The sequence below is a fragment of the Maribacter sp. UH1 genome, from assembly GCF_056839145.1.
This window is the reverse complement of the sequence record NZ_CM166387.1, coordinates 236,847-254,830: the sequence shown is the minus strand read 5'-3', so window position 1 is coordinate 254,830 and position 17,984 is coordinate 236,847. Positions and strand designations below refer to the sequence as shown.

Below are 17,984 nucleotides of genomic sequence, written 5' to 3'. Positions count from 1 at the left end.
AATTATACTTGTTTATTTAGTTGGATTTTCTCTTGTTTGAGCTCTTTGGTACTGGTCGTTTTAGGTTTTACCAGTTCATCTTCAAAAAGCATACGTACAGAAGGTGTGTAAGCATCATCATATTGTCCTTGCCTGACCGATACGATAAAAGCGACAAAAAAGATAATTGCCACTACAAGGCTAATCGCCAATAAAATATAAATAACACTCATACCTACCTGAATTATGATGTAAAAATAAGAGGGTTGTCAACCTTAGAAAATGACAATTGTCATACTTTTATTATTTTCTTAAAAAAGAAAAAAGAATTAGTTGGCTATAAATTGATTTGGTATTTGTTAAGTGCTGATTTTGTTTGTTTTATGAGTGTGTGGAAAAGAGTGGTAAAGACTGATAAATTGTTAAAAAGAGCGATTTTTTTTTGGGATGTTATTTTATAATAACCAGATCATTTTGTTCTTACAAAAGATGATAATCATGTTGCTTAAAACCGTTTTAAGAAAGTTTTCTGCCAATTAGGTTTGTCATTAGCGTAGTGAAAATAACGATGCTGATAGAGCTTAAAGGCATTAAAATAGCGGCTATTACTGGTTCTAACTGTCCGGTAATGGCAAAATAAAGTCCTACACAGTTATAAAGTAAAGATAAAACAAAGCTCATTTTTATAATGCGCATTGCTTTTTTGGACGCAAGTATATAACTGTAAAGTTGCTGAAATTTAGAGGCATCTAATATGGCATCGCAAGCAGGGGAGAATACATTGATATTTTCAGATATGGCAATGCCTACGTTACTTTGTGCCAATGCTCCGGCATCATTTAATCCATCGCCTACCATTAAAACTTTTTTACCTTGTTCTTGTAACGATTTTATGAAGTCTAGTTTTGTTTCTGGTTTTTGGTTAAAGTATAACGGAGTCATTTTTGGTAGTAATGCTTCTAAGCGTTCTTTTTCCCCTTCGTTATCACCAGATAGTATGGCCAGATTCATTGATGCTGACATGTTTTTGAATACAGTTGAAAGTCCGTCACGATATTGATTTTGAAAAACATACCTTCCTTTATAGGCATCGTTAGAACTGATGTATATAGAGGTATCCAATAGATTTTCTGAACTGCCCTTACCTACGAAATTGGCAGAACCGATCTTCATGTTTATATCGTCTTTAGAGCTTTCAAGTCCTTTGCCTATATGTTCTTCGTACTCATCTAAAGTAATGATATTCTGATCTTTAAGTAGATCATATAAAGATCTGCTTAAAGGGTGGTTAGAAGCTCTTATAGTGTTCTTTAAAATAGATTCTTCTTCAGGAGATAAAGGCATACCTTCATAATGGGCCGTACTTTTTTGAGAAGTGGTAATGGTACCCGTTTTATCAAAAATGGCAGTATCTATTTTTGACAAACGCTCAATAGTTTGGGTGTCTTTTATATAGAATTTCTTTTTACCGAAAATACGCAGCATATTACCTAACGTAAATGGTGAGGCCAATGCTATGGCACACGGGCAAGCAATAATCAATACCGCTGTAAAAACGTTCATAGCTTTAGACGGATCATAGTATAGCCAAAAAGCGGTAGCAATAAATGCAATAGAAAGTACGGCAATGGTAAAACGTTTACCAATGCTATCTGTAAGATTTTGAAAAGCGGTTACCTTATCCGTTTTAAAAACAGCGTTGCCCCATAATTGGGTTAGGTAACTTTGAGAGACAGATTTTAAAGCAATCATTTCAATAACACCGTTCAGTTGCTTTCCGCCGGCAAAAACCTGTTCTCCAATTTCTTTGGCCACAGGTTCAGATTCCCCAGAAACAAAGCTATAATCTATTTGTGCGTTACCATATACCAAAGTACCATCAACGGGAATCATCTCTTCATTACGGATCAATATTCTATCGCCCTTTTCAATTTCCTGAACGGGAACGGTTTCTTCTTTCCCTTTTAAATTTAGTCTGGTAATTGCAATAGGGAAATATGATTTATAATCGCGCTCAAATGACAAAAAGCTATAGGTTCTTTGTTGAAAAAACTTTCCTAGTAGTAGAAAGAATACGAGTCCGGTGAGGGAATCAAAAAAACCGCTCCCCAAGTTAAAGGCGATGTCATACGTACTTCTTAGGAATAGTACTAAAATACCAAGAGCAATAGGTACATCTATATTTAAAAGCTTAGCCCGTAACCCTTTATATGCGGATACGAAATAATCCCAGCCGGCATAAAAGACAACGGGTAGAGAGAAGATGAACATCATCCATCTAAATACATCTTGATATTTATTTAGCCAATATTCGCCGCCAGAAGCAGCACTGGATCCAAGGTCAAAATAGTCTGGAAAAGATAAAAACATCACATTACCAAAAGCAAAGCCGGCAACGCCAAGTTTATAAATCAGACTACGGTCAGATACTTTCTTTTTACCTTCAAAATCTTCTAGTGAGATATAAGGTTCATATCCTATTTTTGCTAAGAGCAAGACTAAGTTCTTTAAGCTGAAATCTTCATTTTTATAAGTAACCCTAATGGTTTTCTTAGGAAAATCTACCTGAGAGTTAGTAACGTGCTTGTTCAGTTTATTCAAATTCTCTAAAATCCAAATGCATGAACTACAGTGAATGGTTGGTATATAGAGGTTAATGATTTGAATGTTACCATCATTAAATTCTGTAAGTTTAGCTATGATTTCTTCATTATCCAGAAAATCATATTTTCCTTCAATGGCTTTAGGTGTAGAGCCTGCGGCTTCTTGTAGTTCATAATAATGAGATAGATCGTTGGTAGAGAAAATTTCATACACAGTTTTGCAACCTGTACAACAAAATGATTTTTCATCAAATGTTATAAGTTGTCTATCACAAGGGTCACCGCAATGAAAACATGTATCTGCCTGCATAATTATTAACTAATATATTACAAAGGTGAAAATGAAACACTTTCTAAAACATGATAATTGTCACTTATTACAATTATGGGCTTGTGTAATTTTGCTTCATATTTAAAAATGTAGCCATGGAAAATAGATGTAAGAATTGTATCATTAGACAATTTAATTCTCTCCGTGCATTGAACAAAGACGAATTAAAAAGGGTATCGGACTCTAAAATATCCAAGAAGATTAAAAAGGGAGAAGCTTTATTTATAGAGGGGCAAAAGCTAGATGGCGTTTTTTGTGTTAGAGACGGTGTTTCAAAGTTATCTAAATTAAGCAGCAATGGTAAAGAGCAAATTGTAAAATTGACCAATAAAGGCGAGATAATGGGGCAACGTTCTGTTATTGCTGAAGATTTTACCAATTTAAGTGCTACCGCCATTAATGATATGGAAGTATGTTTTATACCAAAGGAAATAATATCCAATACCCTGAATACGAATCCTAATTTTTCTTTGGAAGTATTGCGTCATTTGGCTCATGATTTAAAAGAGGCAGATGATGTTATTGTGAATATGTCTCAGAAAACGGTAAAACAACGCCTAGCGGAAGCCTTTATATATTTAAAGAAAAACTACGGAGAAGATGAAAATGGATTTTTGTCATTGACCCTAAGTAGAGATGATTATGCCAATATTGTAGGTGCCGCAACAGAATCTTTAATACGTATGATTTCTGAGTTTAAGAAAAAGGGACTTATAAAGACAGAAGGCAAAAAGATTGGAGTTTTAGAAGAGGATACTTTACAAGAACTTGCCGATGGTTTTTAAATAATTGTGGAAGTTGATAAATGTCATAGTTTCAATTCATTGGTGAAACTATTTTTATCATCAAATGATGAGCCTCATTTATGAAAAATATTCTAATACCGACCGATTTCTCGTTAGCAGCATGGAACGCTACAAAGTATGCCTTGCAATTGTTTGCAGAATCTGAATGTGTATTTTACTTCCTAAATGCCTACACACCAGAAATGCACAGTAATCGCTTAATGGCAGGTAGGGTTTCAGATATGAACAAGGGTTGTTCTGCTAAATCCGCTTCAGAAAAAGGATTGCGTAGAACTATACATCGTATAAAAAAGGAATACAGAAATACGCAACATCAATACACCTCTATTTCTACTTTTTCAATGTTGGTAGATGAAGTACAAGAAGTGGTAGAAGATCGGAAAATTGATTATATAATTATGAGTGCTAGCGGTGGTGCTGATGATGAAACTATATTTTTTGGAAGAAATACGGTAAGAATATTAAATCATGGCTATCAGTGTCCTGTAATGGTGATTCCGCCAAGGGTTCCATTTGAAAATTTGCATTCCATCTCCTTAATATCAGAACAAAATCATTTATTTAAGGGAGATGAATTAAACCCTGTGGTACATTTAGCTAAGTATTTTAATAGCGCGGTACAAATTGCAAGTATGCAAAACACAACTGCTCAAGTAACGGAACTACAGCAGATAAATCATCAAATTATTACAGAAAAGTTAGGCGGTATCTCTCATGATTTCTACAAATTGGATACAGAAACTTCTTTAAGCCCTACTTTAAAAAGCTATGTTGATCATACTAATTGCCAATTACTTGTTATGTCTAACAATGCAAACAGTTATTTGAGAAATTTGTGCAATGATTATATAGTAGGTAGGTCTACATTTTGCTGTCATGTTCCTTTATTATCATTACAGCTTGTTGAGAATAACATCAGTATTAGCCGTTAAAACTTTTTTTGTTAGCGAGGTTTAAAAGGTCTAAATCGCAAAATTTTGAATATTACTTTATAGTTAGGGTAATGCTATCTATTATTTCTAAATATCTTTAGCACCAGATAAACTATAATTGATACTAAAAGTGAGCGTGGTAAACGAAAAAAAAGTAGCAGCATTAGAGGCGGTAAAATATGTAAAGTCAGGAATGACGGTTGGACTAGGAACAGGTTCTACAGCATTTTTTATGATTGAAGCAATTGGTGATATGGTGCAAAACGGCATGGAGATTAAAGCCGTGGCAACTTCCAACGAGACAGAGAAATTAGCAACTAAGCTGGGTATCAATGTAATAACACTTGCAGAAGCTAAAATACTGGATGTTACCATAGATGGTGCAGATGAGGTTGATGAGAATTTTCAATTGATTAAAGGAGGAGGCGGAGCATTACTACGTGAAAAAATCGTTGCCCATAATTCTAATTTGAATATTATAATTGCAGATTCCTCTAAAAGCGTTTCTAAACTGGGTAAGTTTAAGTTACCTATTGAGACCATACCGTTCGCAACCCAATTGATTATTGAAGAATTAAGAGGAATAGGCTTGAGTCCGGTACAACGAAAGAACGGCAATGATGACTATAAGACCGATGAGAACAACGATATTGTTGATATTGATATTTGGGACACCGATATAACGTTGACCGATTTAGAGCAACAATTAAAGACCATACCCGGTATAGTAGAAACCGGTTTATTCTTGACTTCGACTGATTTGGTAATTATAGGAAAAGGGGACCAGGCTATGGTGAAAAAGAGATAGCGATTAGGCTTCTTATATGCTGTCTGAATAAACATATACAGGTAAAACCAATCACAGGTTACGGTTTTCTGTACTTTGAACTGTATTCATTTTAGCATTCACATGTCATAGGTTTGATGTTGAAATAGCTGAAAATGCTTTTTTTCAAGGATACAGAATGTCTATATAATGTGATATTACTTTTTCAGATGATAATGACTATCATACTGCTTTAAACATTTGGGTACAATATTTTTCAAATCCCGTAAAATGAAAATCAACTAGTACTAACTGGTAACTCCTTAATTTATAGGAGCTAAACTACTATAGAGTCAAAATCAAGAAGATATTGCATTTTCCGAAAACCCTTTCGAGAGAGGTATTGTGTTAATTAAGAAGTAATCAGCGGTTTAATACTTGAATACTATAGAATTATGTTAGTTGAAATATTTTAATTAGCGCCTATTATAAAGTATCTTTGGGGGAGAATTTTGTAGATAGTAAAATAAACACGAACCTGAAAAATAATCTAATAATATAATGAACAAGGAACTAGATCAATTAGCAGCCGACAATATAAGGGCATTAGCTGTAGCGATGGTAGAAAAGGCAAATTCTGGACACCCAGGTGGGCCAATGGGAGGAGCAGACTACATGCACATTTTATATTCTGAATTTTTCAACTACGATCCTTCTGATATGAAATGGCCGTTCCGCGACCGTTTTTTCATGGATGCAGGGCACTTATCTACTTTGATGTACGCTCAATATTACCTTTTGGGTAATTACTCTAAAGACGATGTATCTAATTTTAGACAATGGGGGTCGGTAACTCCTGGTCACCCAGAAGTTGATGTTGCAAGAGGTATTGAAAATACATCCGGTCCTTTAGGTCAAGGTCATACCATGGGTGTTGGTGCAGCAGTAGCTGCTAATTTCTTGAAAGCACGTTTTGGAGATTGGATGAACCATAAGATATATGGTTTTATTTCTGATGGTGGTGTACAAGAAGAAATCTCTCAGGGTGCAGGTAGAATTGCAGGTCACTTAGGCTTAAGCAACTTTATCATGTTCTACGATTCTAACGATGTTCAATTATCATCTAAAACTGATGAGGTAACTTCAGAAGATACTGCCAAGAAATATGAAGCATGGGGATGGAAGGTAGTAACTATTGACGGTCATGATCATGATCAGATAAGAAAAGCACTTACAGATGCCAATGCAGAAACAGAAAAGCCAACTTTAATTATCGGTGAAACGATTATGGGTAAAGGTTGTGTAACTGCAGATGGTACTCCGTACGAAGGGTATACAGAACTACACGGTAAGCCAATTGGCAATACTGGTGCAGATTATGAGAAAACTTTAGTGAATTTGGGTGCAGATGTAGATAACCCTTTTGATATTTATTCAAAAGTAGAAGAGTACTACGAAGGCATTATCAATAAGAAGAAAGACGAAGCACAGGCTAAGAAAAGAGAGATCGATGCATGGCGTTCAGAAAATGCTGAGCTTTCTGCAAAATTAGATGGTTTCTTAGAAGGTAAATTACCTAACCTAGACTTCAGTTCTATTGAGCAAAAAGAAGGTCAGGCGACAAGAGCGGCTTCATCTAATGTATTGGCTTACTTGGCACAGAACGTAGAGAATATGATTGTTTCTTCTGCAGATTTATCCAACAGTGATAAAACAGATGGTTTCTTAAAAAAAACCAGTGTTTTAAAGAAAGGTGATTTCTCTGGAGCATTCTTACAGGCTGGGGTTGCAGAATTGACCATGGCAACTATGGCAAACGGTATCGCGCTTCACGGCGGGGTAATGGCAGTAGTAGCAACATTCTTTGTATTCTCTGATTATATGAAGCCAGCTATTCGTTTAAGCTGTATTCAAGAATTACCGGTGAAGTTTGTTTGGACACATGATGCCTTTAGAGTAGGTGAGGACGGACCAACACATCAACCAATTGAGCAAGAAGCACAAATACGTTTGTTAGAGAAATTAAAGAACCATAGCCACGAGCAAAGTTTCGTAGCATTGCGTCCTGCGGATTCTCAAGAAACCAACGTAGCTTGGAAAATGGCAATGGAAAACCAAAAAACTCCTACCGGACTTATTTTATCTCGTCAAGGGATAAAAGATCTACCAGCTAAGAGCGGTAACCGTTATGAAGAAGCATTAGGAGCGGAAAAAGGAGGTTATTTGGTACAAGAAGTAGCCGATCCAGATGTTATCTTAATCGCAAATGGTTCTGAAGTAGCAACATTGGTAGCTGCAACAAAATTATTGGAAGAAAAAGAAGGATTAAAAGTGAATATCGCTTCTATTCCGTCAGAAGGTATATTTAGACAACAGTCAGAAGCATACCAAGAAGCAGTGATTCCGCCAAACAAACCAGTATTCGGTCTTACGGCAGGATTACCTGTAAACTTGGAAGGTTTAGCAGGACCAAACGGAAAAGTATTCGGTTTAGAGCATTTCGGTTATTCTGCACCAGCAACGGTACTTGATGAAAAATTCGGATTCACCGGTGATCAAGTATACCAACAAGTAGTAGATTTTTTAAAGTAAACGATCTTTAGGGGGTGCCCAAAAGACATTCATAATAAATTTAAAATAAGACAAAATGAAATTTTTTATAGATACAGCGAATTTAGACGAGATCAAAGAAGCTCAGGATATGGGTATTTTAGATGGTGTTACAACAAACCCGTCTTTAATGGCTAAAGAAGGTATTACAGGTGCAGACAACATATTGGCACATTACAAGAAAATATGTGATGTAGTTGACGGTGACGTAAGTGCTGAGGTTATTTCTACAGATTACGAGGGTATGATTGCAGAAGGCGAGAAGTTGGTTAAAATTAGCCCACAGATCGTAATTAAAGTACCAATGATCAAAGAAGGTGTAAAAGCAATTAAATATTTCTCTGATAAAGGGTATAGAACAAACTGTACGTTGGTATTCTCTTCTGGTCAAGCATTATTGGCAGCGAAAGCAGGAGCTACATACGTATCGCCTTTCATTGGTCGTTTAGATGATATCTCAACAGACGGATTAGGATTAATTGCAGATATCCGTATGATCTATGATAACTACGGTTACCAAACTGAAATATTGGCAGCATCTGTACGTCACGTAATGCATATTATAGACTGTGCTAAAATTGGAGCTGATGTTATGACCGGCGGTTTAAGTTCAATTACTGGACTATTAAAGCACCCATTAACCGATAGTGGTTTGGCAAAGTTCTTGGCAGATTACCAAAAAGGAAACTAAATCGTAAGATTTAATCAATTTAATATTAAAAACCATCACCGAAAAGTGATGGTTTTTTTGTTTTATATTAGTAGGGATATTAGTGTATAATGAACATATGTTCATTATACCTACGTTGGCAATAATTTGGGTAATTAATTATCATCTATAGAACTTAATAAATAAATTTCTAATGAAAAAAACATATTTCTTAATTAGCTTTTTTATTTTGTCAATGTGCTTTTTTTCATGTGCAATAAAACAGCCTAATTCTAATTTAAATATTGAAAAATGTGAATGCACTCTTGATTCAGCTTCTGTTGATTCGGTTTCATTGGAACAACAAGAACTTGACCTTTTTTATTCCTTAATGGCATATGCAGTAGTTCATAAAGATTGGCAAAATAACGCTTTTGAAGGTAGAGGATATAACATTGGTTCTGTTTTAGTTGATAGTGATAAATATGTTGTTAACTGGGCGAGAAATTCGGTAAATATGAAAATGAATGGAACGCAACATGGAGAAGTCCGAGTGATACAATCCTATTTAGACAGTGTTCAATCCTTTTCTTTAAAAGGCTTTTCAATATATACAACATTAGAACCATGTGCAATGTGTTCTGGCATGATGAAATTGACTAATGTGTATAGAACCATTTATGGTCAAACAGATCCCGCCTACGGAAAGGCACTGGAAAGACTCCAATTAGAATCAGGCTCATGTTGCAGAGGTGGTTATTCCCCATATCCACGACCTGTAATTTCAGATAAATCACCTGACCCTGTATCAGTGGAAATAGATTCGGCATATGCAAAGTACAAAGGAAAATATTTAGTTGATTTTTTAATAACAGCTGAAGCTGAAAAATTTTTTAAGAAAGCATCTGAAATGTTTCAACAATATAAAAAAGCTAAATATGTAGAAAATCAAAAGTATATTGATAGTGCTCATAAATTTTATAATTTAGTTGGTACCTCCATTAATTAGCAAATAAAAAACTATTGCCAACACAGGCTATAATAAATAGGGCAAAAAGCACTATTCTTAAAGGCTTGGACGTGTTTACTGAGTCCGCCAAATCTTTTGGATTTGGCAATTAAAAGAAAAAAATAATTACAAAACAAAAAGCTCTGGCTCGTAGACCAGACGGAAACGAAAAGTTTCCTTACCTCCCTACTTGCCATAGCCGCGACCGTTGTCATTAATATATAGAAAATGAAAAAACTAATCGCCATAATCGTTTTGCCGTTACTTTTTATTAACTGTCAAAATAACGAACGGACAGCAAAGTTAGAGGCGGAAATCGATGGATTAAAAAGACGGAATGATTCACTCGTGAACATTGTGAATGGAATAAAGGAAAAGTATGTGTTCGATAATGTTGCGGTAAGAACAATTCCCAGCTATAAGAATACGGATAAGCTCAATTCAATATCCAGAAACGAAATTGTATTTATAGCGTATAATGATGAAGGAAAAAGCAGAGTTATGTTTAATGAATCCCAAGAAAAAGGGATTAAATACAAGGACACTCTTCAAATGGAAAATGGAGCTTTCATACTTGAACGCAAATTGACCGAAGAAAAAAACTTTTTTAGTGGATTCGTTGAAACTCAAAACGATTATGGAAAGGTCTTTGGGACTAACATATCGATAGGAGTTTTAGCGCAATAAAACTAATGACAACAAAACCTATAAACAATACGGGCTTAGGGCTTAAACGAAAGGTTTACGTATTTTTATGAGGTCGCAAAATCTTATGGATTTTGCTTTGGAATAAAAAAATAAAACTAAACAATAAGCTTTAGCTTCGTGCGCAGACGGAAACGAAAGGTTCCCTTACTTCCGCACTACGCTTAGCTCAAGCGGTGGTAATTTAAGAAAAATATAGACCATTACTTAGAAATTGACTTTCGCAAATAAGTCCCAAAATGACTACCTTTCTTTAATTAAACAGGCACTAAGATGTAATTGTTGTTGTTTTACTGTTTTTGTTCCCATAAACATTTCATAGTTCAATTTTCCATCATTAAAAATCCATTCTCTTTTAGAAGTTTGCATCCTTTCATCATTAATAATTAATCTTGATTCGAATAAAAGCTGATAAGAATCTTTTGATACCTTAATTTCATTCAAATTCATACACTCCATTCTACCATTTTCATGTACATTGTTCATAAAAAGTTGTTCATCATTTTCGAATGAAATAAACCCAGATTCCCAATGAGAGCTTCTTCTTTTTTGTGATGAACTTGGTTTAAGCCAAGTTCTTTGTTCATAATGAATAACAGCCCTTTCCTCATCCTTTTTAAACACTAAATGCTCTATAAACTCAAAATTTTTAATTGTTGGAAATATTCCTGAACCTTCACCTTTCCAAGTACCAACAATACTGTTAGCAAACGACTCAAAACTAAATTCGTTCATATCTAACTTTTATAAATTGTTGTTGCAGCGCTTTGCGCTGAAGGAAAAATGGTCATATCGGCAATTTGAACATGTTTCGGTAAATCAATACAATAAAAAATAGATTTTGCTATATCTTCGGCAACTAAGGGTTGGTAATTTTTATAAACAGCATCCGCACTTTTTTTATCTCCTTTAAAACGGGTTAATGAAAATTCTGTATTCACCGCTCCTGGAGCTATATTTGTAACCTTTATCCCAAATGGAACAAGTTCTAAACGCATGCTATTACTAATTGATTCTACAGCAGCTTTGGAAGCACAATAAACCATTCCGTTCTGATATGCTTGTTTTCCTGCAATCGAACTCATATTAATTATTTGACCTTTATTATTGGAAATCATATAGGGAATTATCAATTTTGAAATATAGAGTAGTCCTTTTACATTGGAATCAATTGTTTTTTCTAAATCAGTAATTTCACTATTAATAAAGCTACACAAACCATGAGCTCCACCTGCATTATTTACTAAAATGTCTACATTCTTAAAATATTCAGGTAAGCTATCGATGTTATCTTTTGTTTCTTCAAAATTTTGAACATCAAAACATAAGACATGTACTTTTACATGCTCGCTAAGTGTCGATGCTAATTGTTCTAGTTTTTCTCTGCTTCGACCACAAATAATTAAGTCTATATTATTCTTTGCAAAAATATTGGCAGTCGCCATACCAATACCTGATGATGCACCTGTTATAAAAGCTATTCTATTCATCTGTCTTAAAGTTTAAATTAAGTGCCAAAATTCTAACTTTTAAATAGAAAAAAACAGATTCAGATTTTTATATTTACACCATATCAGATTTACTGTTATGAATAATTTTAAGTTTGAAAAAATAGCACAATCCATTGAAGAAAAAATTCATCGTGGAATATTTGAAGTTGGTCATAAATTACCCTCTGTAAGAGCAGCCTGTAATGAATTTGCGGTGAGTCCATCTACTGTATTCAAAGCCTACTACGAACTTGAAGCTAAAGGTTTAATAGAAGCTAGAAATAAATCGGGTTACTATGTAAGTTTAAGTGCAACGCAATTAAAAAAAGTAAAACACTTAAATGAAAAAGTCACTAGCACTAAAAATTCAGCTACAAAGGCAAAAAATGTAGATGAAATGATAGAGGAAATGGAACGCTCAAAATTAGGTGATATTAAGGTCGATTTTAGCTCCGCAACTCCCTCAGTAGAAATGCTACCCATAAAGAAATTATATAAATCGCTACAAACTTCTATCTTACACGAAAAGTATAATTTAATTCCATATGAAAATCCCATTGGTTCTATTGAATTGCGCAAGCAAATAATATTGCAAACCATTAGAGGAAGTAAAGTCAACCCAGTTGATGATGTAGTAATTACAGCTGGTTGTTTAGAAGCGATTGGAATATGTATAAATATTTTAACTGAAAACGGAGATAATATTCTAATAGCAGACTCTAGTTATTATAATATCATTTCATTATTAAAAAACAAGAATGTTAATATACATACATATGACTTTAACCAATCATTGAATTTTGACAGTAAAGCTTTTGAACAGGTATTAATTGAGAAGAAAATTTCTTTATGTTTAATCACTTCTAATTTCCACAACCCTACCGGGGCAACCTTAGATACTTCTGCCAAACAAAAAATTGTATCTATAGCAACACAAAATAACATTAATATTATAGAAGATGATGTTTATGGCGATCTATATTTTGAAAAGAATAAGCCAACTACTTTAAAGCAGTTTGATACAGAAGGTATTGTCTATTATTGTTCTTCCTTTTCAAAAACTCTAGCTCCCGGATTTAGAATTGGGTATTGTATAACTGGACGAAAATCACAAGAATTTGCTAAGCAAAAACGCCTATTATCTTTAAGCACAAATAGTATTACACAAGCAGCTTTAGTAGATTTTATGAAAACAGGTCGTTTTGACTTGAATTTAAAAAATCTTAGAAAACAGCTGCATTTGAATATGTTAAAATATGGAAATGCAATTTTAAATTACTTTCCTTCTGAAATTAATATTGAAATTCCGAAGGGTGGATATGTTTTTTGGATAGAATTTTCAGCGTCTTTTGATGGTTACGAATTTTATAGAAAAGTGTTGAAAGAAAAAATTCTAATTACTCCAGGCGAAATTTTTTCAGCAAATGGATATTATAAAAATTTTATTAGAATAAGCTATTCTAAGCCATATAATGAAAAAATAGATGGTGCACTAAAACAAATTGGCAACTTAGCGAGAAAGCATGTGATAACAAAAAAAAACTACCACTAGCAATGTATAAAAAACATAGGGCGGTTTAGGCTTTTCGAAAGGTCTGTGTTTATTTATAAAAGTCGCCAAATATAAAACTTGGCATTTTCAACAAAAAAAGATAAAAGCAAAATATTATATTTGGCTTAGTACCAAACCGCAACGTATCGCTTATAATATGTCCTACGTTTCGTACATTAAACGTTGATAACAATTTCTGAAAACACCAAAATTTGAAAGAATTACACACCTTTTTTAATACCATTTCACCAATTGAAGAGTCTACTTGGCTTGCGGTGAAAAGTGTTTTTAGAGAACACTCATTAAAAAAAGGAGACTATTTTGTTAAGAGTGGTGATATCGCTACAAAAGTGGGATTTCTTAAAAGGGGTGTCATTAGAGCCTTTTATAGAAATAATGAAGGTTCTGAATACAACAAACATTTCTTTGTTCAAAATAATATGGTTGGAGGGTATTCCTCATTGGTAAGTCAACAACCAAACAAAATAAATCAACAAGCTCTAACAGATTGTGAATTGCTCATTGGTGACTACAAAAGGATAACTGCACTATTAAATCAACATCAAGATTTGGAAAGGCTTTTGAGAAAGATAGCAGAAGGCTATTTTGTTGACAAAGAAAAACGTGAAGTAGAAATAGTACTGCTTGATGCCAATAAAAGATATGCGATATTTCAAAAAGAATATCCACAATTAGAACAACTAATTCCTCAATACCAAATAGCATCTTACCTTGGTATTACTCCAACACAACTTAGCCGTATTAGAAGTCAGAAATAAGCTGGATAAGTTTTCTTTACATACGTAAATGTATTCCAATAAAGGGTGTACTTACTTTGTTTCATCATTTAAATAATAAATATGATACAAAGAATAGTTTCTATTCTAATGCTAACCGTTTTGTTGGCGTGTACAGCATCAGAAAATGTAACCTCTAAAAAAGCGAATACGATGGAAAAGGAAGAAATCAGTTTTATCAATCCTAATGAATTATTTAATCCGCAGCAAAACGGATTTTCACATGTTGTAAAGATACCACAAGGAAAAGAACACTATTATTTTTCTGGTCAATGGGCTTCAGATAGTGACGGTAAATTAATTTCCAAAGACTTTAAAGAGCAAGTAAGTAAAACCGTAGTTAATGTTAAAGCTGCTCTTAATGCTGCAGGATTATCATTAAATGACGTAGTAAAGCAGACGGTTTATATTGTTGATTTTACTCCAGAGAAAAAAGAAATATTGGTTCATGTTGCAGCTAAAGAATGGAGAGTTAAAAATTTTCCGGCTAGCACCATAGTCCCGGTGCCACTACTCGCTACAGCACCTAATTGTTTAATAGAAATAGAAATTATTGCTGCCAAATAGTTTTATGAAAATACTAATATTAATAACGACTTTTATGGCTAGTATTTCAATTGCTTCACAAAATAAAAAAGTATTGTTTGTTCTTAGCGCAGCTGATACTTTAGAACTTAATAATGGACAGAAAAAAAGGCAAACAGGTGTTTTTTTAAATGAGTTTTACTTGGCTTACAAATCTGTAGTTGCGCATGGATATAGGGTAGAGTTTGCAACGCCTAACGGACTCATTTCTACAATTGATGAAGAAAGTATAAATGACAAATACTGGAAGAACCAGATAGAAGTCAAGAATGAAGCTTTAGCGTTTGTCAAAAAAGACAGTGCTTATAACAACCCTATAACCCTTGAAAGGGCTATTGAAAATGAGAGTGATTATATTGGTTTGCTCATACCTGGTGGCCAAGGATTAATGATGGATTTAATGTATGATGCATATATTCCGATTTTGCTAAAGCAATTTGCAAAAGACAATAGACCTACGGGACTCATTTGTCACGCTCCAAGCTTACTACTTACTATACCAATTGATGAAAACCCGTATATAGGCTACAAGGTCAATTCCGTTTCTCCCATAGAAGAATTTGTTATTGAAAAATTTATAATGAAAGGTAAACCTTCAAATAGAAAAATAGCCAAACAATTGAAGAAACTAGGTCTTAAATATAAAAGCGGTCTACCGAAAGCAAATTTTGCGGTAAAGGATAGAAATTTAGTAACCAGTCAGAATCCATTTTCTAGTAGTAGTTTCAATAGGCTTTATTTACAAGCATTAGAAGAGTATTAAATAGGTATTATGTTCTCAAATATGAGCTTAAAGAAGTTTTTGATTTTATAATTATTCTATCAGTATATGCTAACTTATACATTACTTTTATAGCCTAAGCTGATTTCAAAAAATATTGCAACAAAAGCTTTAACTAGCTGGTAGATTTTAATAAAAAAATGAATAAGTACACTCTAGTTTTTATCCTATTGATATTCCTCTCTTGTTCTAATAAATCAACACCTAAACAAACGGTTGAACAGGATGAAAGTAGTGGTGTTGAAAATACCTCCATTGTAATTCTAGGTAATGTTCAAGATGCTGGTTCTCCTCAAATTGCTTGCAAAAAAGAGTGTTGTGCAGCGCTTTTTGAAAATCCGGATACTAAGAGACGAGTTGTGTCATTAGGTGTAATAGATACCGACAATCAGAAAACCTATCTTTTTGATGCTACTCCAGATATTGCCCAGCAAATGAAAATGCTTACGCAATATGAACCCAAAAGCGATAATGAAGTAGTAGATGGTATTTTTCTAACTCATGCCCACATTGGGCATTACACCGGTTTAATGTATTTGGGCAAAGAGGCTATGGACGCTAACGCGACTCCAATTTATGTTGTGCCAAAAATGGAGGAATTTCTTCTTAACAATGGACCATGGGATCAGCTTGTAAAAAGAGAAAATGTGGTTCTTAGCGCAATGGTTGATCAAAATGCGGTTGAGCTGTCGCAAGAAATTATGATAACGCCGTTTTTAGTACCGCACAGAGATGAGTATTCAGAAACGGTAGGGTATCGTATTCAAGGTCCGAATAAAAGTGCCCTATTTATTCCTGATATCGATAAATGGGATAAGTGGAAAAAAGATATCGTAGAAGAAATTCAAAAGGTAGACTATGCATTTTTGGATGCTACTTTTTATAGTGGAAAGGAAATTAATAGTAGAGATATTAGTGAAATACCGCATCCCTTTGTGGTTGAAAGTTTAGAGAAGTTTAAAGGGTTGAATGATAAGGAGAAAAGTAAGATAGTTTTTATTCATTTCAACCATACAAATCCGTTATTGAATCCTAATAGTGAAGAAACCCAAAAGGTACTTGATAAAGGTTTTAAAATAGGACGAATCAATGATGTGTTTGAATTGTAGGAACAGTGAAAATCTAATTTTCCGGTTTAGATAAAAATTTCAAAAAATCAATTTTCTCATATTGAATATACTAGCCCCAGATAGCCTTTGTTTTTGGTTATAATAAGTATATTTAAATCTATGAATAAAACCTTGGTTCAGCTTCGAAAACAACTACACCAAAACCCTGAGCTTTCAGGTAAAGAGCATAACACGGCAAAACGTATTATTGAATTTGTAAAAGAATATAACCCTTCGGAAATTATTAGCGGTATTGGTGGGGCAGGGGTAGCGGTTGTTTTTGAATTTGAAGAAAATGGACCAACCGTTGCTATACGTTGCGAGTTAGATGCCTTACCGATAATTGAAGCGAATACATTTGAGTATAAATCTGATAATTACGGAGTGTCTCATAAATGCGGTCATGACGGTCATATGACTATAGTAGCTGGGTTAGCTGAGTGGTTGTCGGTAGCTGAGTTTAAAAAAGGAAAAGTGGTATTACTTTTTCAACCTGCCGAAGAAACAGGAAAAGGTGCTGCTAAGGTTTTAGAAGATGAGCGATTTTTTAACCTCGATCCAGATTATGTTTTTGCACTGCACAACCTGCCTGGAGAAAAGATGCATTCTGTCATTGTAAAATCAGGTTACTTTACCGCAACGGTACAAAGCTTCAGCATTCAATTAACCGGAAAAAAATCCCATGCTTCTGAGCCAGAAAATGGAGTGAATCCTGCAATTGCAGTAGCTGAATTAGTTCAGGAAATACATGCTTTAGCAGATACGAATGTAAACAGTGAAAACTTTGCGCTGTTAACTCCCATTTGTATTGATTTAGGAGAAAAGAATTATGGTATATCTCCTGAAAATGCAGAACTACATTATACCATACGCACTTGGAGCGGTGCTGTAATGACAACTTTAGAAGAAAAAATAAAGCAGCTTGTAGGTACTATATCTAGCAAACACGAATTAAAAGCGGAAATGGGTTGGTTTGAATTTTTTCCGGCTTCGGATAATAACACCGAGTGTGTAACAATAATCAGAAAAGTAGCGAATCAACAACATATTACGTTAGTTAAACATCCGAGGGCATTAAAATTTGGAGAAGATTTTGGATGGTTTTCATCTAAATACAAAAGTGCCATTTTTGGTATAGGAGCAGGGGAGCATCAACCAGCCTTGCATCATTCCGATTACGATTTCCCCGATGAGTTAATAAATACCGGATTCTTAATGTTTAAAGGCTTGATTTCTGAAGTTTTAGAGAATTAGTCCAATACGTTAAATTCATATAAAAT

At 34.1% G+C, this 17,984-nt stretch carries 17 protein-coding genes; 13 read left to right on the top strand and 4 right to left on the bottom strand.

From position 1 onward, the window contains the following. Window positions 1–2 precede the first annotated feature (2 nt). Window positions 3–212: a cbb3-type cytochrome oxidase assembly protein CcoS gene (gene ccoS, locus UH1x_RS01215; protein ID WP_482624478.1), complete on the bottom strand. Its 210-nt coding sequence runs from the start codon at window positions 210–212 to the stop codon at window positions 3–5. Window positions 213–495: 283 nt separating this feature from the next. After that, complete coding sequence (locus UH1x_RS01210) at window positions 496–2,892, bottom strand: heavy metal translocating P-type ATPase (protein ID WP_482624476.1); 2,397 nt, start codon at window positions 2,890–2,892, stop codon at window positions 496–498. 116 nt (window positions 2,893–3,008) lie between these two features. Here UH1x_RS01210 and UH1x_RS01205 point away from each other — a divergent pair, with 116 nt between their 5' ends. The 7 genes from UH1x_RS01205 (at window position 3,009) to UH1x_RS01175 (ending at window position 10,372) form a co-directional block, all read left to right on the top strand. Continuing rightward, window positions 3,009–3,698 (top strand): Crp/Fnr family transcriptional regulator, encoded by a 690-nt coding sequence (locus UH1x_RS01205; protein WP_482624474.1) that lies wholly within the window; start codon window positions 3,009–3,011, stop codon window positions 3,696–3,698. An 80-nt stretch (window positions 3,699–3,778) separates the two neighbouring features. Further along, the gene (locus tag UH1x_RS01200; protein ID WP_482624472.1) at window positions 3,779–4,651 is read left to right on the top strand and encodes a universal stress protein; all 873 of its coding nucleotides are present in this window, start codon (window positions 3,779–3,781) and stop codon (window positions 4,649–4,651) included. A 136-nt stretch (window positions 4,652–4,787) separates the two neighbouring features. Then, on the top strand, window positions 4,788–5,459 hold the full coding sequence (gene rpiA / locus UH1x_RS01195) for a ribose-5-phosphate isomerase RpiA (protein WP_482624470.1): 672 nt from the start codon (window positions 4,788–4,790) through the stop codon (window positions 5,457–5,459). A gap of 519 nt (window positions 5,460–5,978) precedes the next feature. Further along, window positions 5,979–8,009 (top strand): transketolase family protein, encoded by a 2,031-nt coding sequence (locus UH1x_RS01190; RefSeq protein WP_482624469.1) that lies wholly within the window; start codon window positions 5,979–5,981, stop codon window positions 8,007–8,009. Between the two features lie 55 nt (window positions 8,010–8,064). After that, window positions 8,065–8,718, top strand: a complete 654-nt coding sequence (gene fsa, locus UH1x_RS01185; RefSeq protein WP_036155370.1) for a fructose-6-phosphate aldolase — start codon at window positions 8,065–8,067, stop codon at window positions 8,716–8,718. 172 nt (window positions 8,719–8,890) lie between these two features. Further along, window positions 8,891–9,685, top strand: coding sequence for a nucleoside deaminase (locus UH1x_RS01180; protein ID WP_482624468.1), 795 nt, complete (start codon window positions 8,891–8,893; stop codon window positions 9,683–9,685). Between the two features lie 228 nt (window positions 9,686–9,913). Further along, window positions 9,914–10,372, top strand: a complete 459-nt coding sequence (locus UH1x_RS01175) for a hypothetical protein (protein ID WP_482624466.1) — start codon at window positions 9,914–9,916, stop codon at window positions 10,370–10,372. Between the two features lie 261 nt (window positions 10,373–10,633). On the opposite strand, the gene UH1x_RS01170 is transcribed toward UH1x_RS01175, so the two are convergent. Both UH1x_RS01170 and UH1x_RS01165 read right to left on the bottom strand, forming a co-directional pair. Then, window positions 10,634–11,125 (bottom strand): heme-binding beta-barrel domain-containing protein, encoded by a 492-nt coding sequence (locus UH1x_RS01170; RefSeq protein ID WP_482624464.1) that lies wholly within the window; start codon window positions 11,123–11,125, stop codon window positions 10,634–10,636. Between the two features lie 2 nt (window positions 11,126–11,127). Further along, window positions 11,128–11,880 carry an SDR family NAD(P)-dependent oxidoreductase gene (locus tag UH1x_RS01165; protein ID WP_482624462.1) on the bottom strand — a complete coding sequence of 251 codons (753 nt, stop codon included), beginning with the start codon at window positions 11,878–11,880 and terminating at the stop codon, window positions 11,128–11,130. A gap of 97 nt (window positions 11,881–11,977) precedes the next feature. Here UH1x_RS01165 and UH1x_RS01160 point away from each other — a divergent pair, with 97 nt between their 5' ends. From UH1x_RS01160 to UH1x_RS01135, 6 genes are all read left to right on the top strand, one after another. Further along, complete coding sequence (locus UH1x_RS01160; protein ID WP_482624460.1) at window positions 11,978–13,432, top strand: aminotransferase-like domain-containing protein; 1,455 nt, start codon at window positions 11,978–11,980, stop codon at window positions 13,430–13,432. Window positions 13,433–13,644: 212 nt separating this feature from the next. Continuing rightward, the gene (locus UH1x_RS01155) at window positions 13,645–14,211 is read left to right on the top strand and encodes a Crp/Fnr family transcriptional regulator (RefSeq protein ID WP_482624458.1); all 567 of its coding nucleotides are present in this window, start codon (window positions 13,645–13,647) and stop codon (window positions 14,209–14,211) included. Between the two features lie 81 nt (window positions 14,212–14,292). Next, entirely contained in the window at window positions 14,293–14,796 is a 504-nt protein-coding gene (locus tag UH1x_RS01150; protein ID WP_482624456.1) for a RidA family protein, read from the top strand. A gap of 4 nt (window positions 14,797–14,800) precedes the next feature. Then, window positions 14,801–15,577 carry a DJ-1/PfpI family protein gene (locus UH1x_RS01145; RefSeq protein ID WP_482624454.1) on the top strand — a complete coding sequence of 259 codons (777 nt, stop codon included), beginning with the start codon at window positions 14,801–14,803 and terminating at the stop codon, window positions 15,575–15,577. A 158-nt stretch (window positions 15,578–15,735) separates the two neighbouring features. After that, window positions 15,736–16,704 carry an MBL fold metallo-hydrolase gene (locus UH1x_RS01140; RefSeq protein WP_482624452.1) on the top strand — a complete coding sequence of 323 codons (969 nt, stop codon included), beginning with the start codon at window positions 15,736–15,738 and terminating at the stop codon, window positions 16,702–16,704. A 120-nt stretch (window positions 16,705–16,824) separates the two neighbouring features. Then, window positions 16,825–17,958 carry an amidohydrolase gene (locus tag UH1x_RS01135; protein ID WP_482624450.1) on the top strand — a complete coding sequence of 378 codons (1,134 nt, stop codon included), beginning with the start codon at window positions 16,825–16,827 and terminating at the stop codon, window positions 17,956–17,958. Window positions 17,959–17,984: the final 26 nt, after the last annotated feature.

What these genes read in the sequence shown, in the direction of transcription:
- UH1x_RS01150 (WP_482624456.1), top strand. Translation starts at nt 14,293, where the DNA reads ATGATACAAAGAATAGTTTCTATTCTAATGCTAACCGTTTTGTTGGCG.
- UH1x_RS01145 (WP_482624454.1), top strand. Translation starts at nt 14,801, where the DNA reads ATGAAAATACTAATATTAATAACGACTTTTATGGCTAGTATTTCAATT.
- ccoS (WP_482624478.1), bottom strand. Translation starts at nt 212, where the DNA reads ATGAGTGTTATTTATATTTTATTGGCGATTAGCCTTGTAGTGGCAATT.
- UH1x_RS01190 (WP_482624469.1), top strand. Translation starts at nt 5,979, where the DNA reads ATGAACAAGGAACTAGATCAATTAGCAGCCGACAATATAAGGGCATTA.
- UH1x_RS01210 (WP_482624476.1), bottom strand. Translation starts at nt 2,892, where the DNA reads ATGCAGGCAGATACATGTTTTCATTGCGGTGACCCTTGTGATAGACAA.
- fsa (WP_036155370.1), top strand. Translation starts at nt 8,065, where the DNA reads ATGAAATTTTTTATAGATACAGCGAATTTAGACGAGATCAAAGAAGCT.
- UH1x_RS01200 (WP_482624472.1), top strand. Translation starts at nt 3,779, where the DNA reads ATGAAAAATATTCTAATACCGACCGATTTCTCGTTAGCAGCATGGAAC.
- UH1x_RS01140 (WP_482624452.1), top strand. Translation starts at nt 15,736, where the DNA reads ATGAATAAGTACACTCTAGTTTTTATCCTATTGATATTCCTCTCTTGT.
- UH1x_RS01170 (WP_482624464.1), bottom strand. Translation starts at nt 11,125, where the DNA reads ATGAACGAATTTAGTTTTGAGTCGTTTGCTAACAGTATTGTTGGTACT.
- UH1x_RS01175 (WP_482624466.1), top strand. Translation starts at nt 9,914, where the DNA reads ATGAAAAAACTAATCGCCATAATCGTTTTGCCGTTACTTTTTATTAAC.
- UH1x_RS01205 (WP_482624474.1), top strand. Translation starts at nt 3,009, where the DNA reads ATGGAAAATAGATGTAAGAATTGTATCATTAGACAATTTAATTCTCTC.
- UH1x_RS01165 (WP_482624462.1), bottom strand. Translation starts at nt 11,880, where the DNA reads ATGAATAGAATAGCTTTTATAACAGGTGCATCATCAGGTATTGGTATG.
- UH1x_RS01160 (WP_482624460.1), top strand. Translation starts at nt 11,978, where the DNA reads ATGAATAATTTTAAGTTTGAAAAAATAGCACAATCCATTGAAGAAAAA.
- UH1x_RS01135 (WP_482624450.1), top strand. Translation starts at nt 16,825, where the DNA reads ATGAATAAAACCTTGGTTCAGCTTCGAAAACAACTACACCAAAACCCT.
- UH1x_RS01180 (WP_482624468.1), top strand. Translation starts at nt 8,891, where the DNA reads ATGAAAAAAACATATTTCTTAATTAGCTTTTTTATTTTGTCAATGTGC.